1 protein-coding gene is annotated in these 996 nt (G+C 66.2%); it reads right to left on the reverse strand.

Annotation, left to right across the window (positions count from 1 at the left end):
* A partial coding sequence (locus tag AC1DR7_RS20320; RefSeq protein ID WP_478076674.1) for a flagellin occupies positions 1 to 996 on the reverse strand: 996 nt, incomplete at both ends.

Consider the following 996-nt stretch of genomic DNA (forward strand, 5'->3'; position numbering starts at 1 on the left):
AGCGCAGCAGGCTGAGCACGTTCTGCGGCACCTGGTTGGCCTGGGCCAGCATGGCCGTACCGGCCTGCTGCAGGATCTGGGTGCGGGTCAGCTCTGCGGTTTCCTTGGCGAAATCGGTGTCCTTGATGCGGCTACGCGACGCGGACAGGTTTTCCGAGGAGGTCTGCAGGTTGGCAACGACCGAGGTGAAGCGGTTCTGGATCGCACCGAGGTCGGCGCGGGTGTTGTTGATCGCACCCAGGGCCTTGTCGACGATTTCCAGTGCCTGCTGGGCACCCTTCACGGTGGACACGTCGATCTTGTCGGCGAACTGCTTGCCGTCGGCCGGGGCGGTGGCGGCGAAGCCGGCCAGCGAGCTGGCGATGTTCGCGAAGGCGCCAGTGGCGTCGACGCTGTCCTTGACCGAAGTCAGGGTCAGGGCGCCGGCGGCATCGGCTTCGGCGTAAACGCCGGTTTCACCGATCTTGGCGTTGATCGAGGCAGCCACGGCCTTGCCGTTGGCAGCGGTGTTGGCGGCCACGTCACCCACGCTCTTGACGGTCTGCGCGGCGAAGTTGACCACCGCACCCTTGCTGTCGGTGATGGTGAAGGCGGCGATAGCGGTATCGGTATCGGCCACGCCGGCAATGGCGGTGGCGGTGCCGCTGGAGAACTGCGCGCCACCCAGGGCATTGGCCTTGGCGTCCACGACCTTGTCGATGGCGATCGCCTGGCCGGCGTTGGCGCCCACCTGGAACAGCTGGCTGGAGAACGAGCCGTCCAGCAGCTTGGTGCCGTTGAAGTCGGACTGCTTGGCGACGCGGTCGATTTCGCTGACCAGCTGGGTGACTTCGGCCTGCAGGGCCTTGCGGTCGCTGGCGGAGTTGGTGGCGTTGGAGGCCTGCACCGACAGTTCACGGACGCGCTGCAGGTTGTTGCCGATTTCAGTCAGCGAACCTTCGGCGACCTGGGCCAGCGAGATGCCATCGTTGGCGTTGCGGATGGCCACGTCGGTAC

Source organism: Stenotrophomonas sp. P5_A9 (assembly GCF_056400525.1).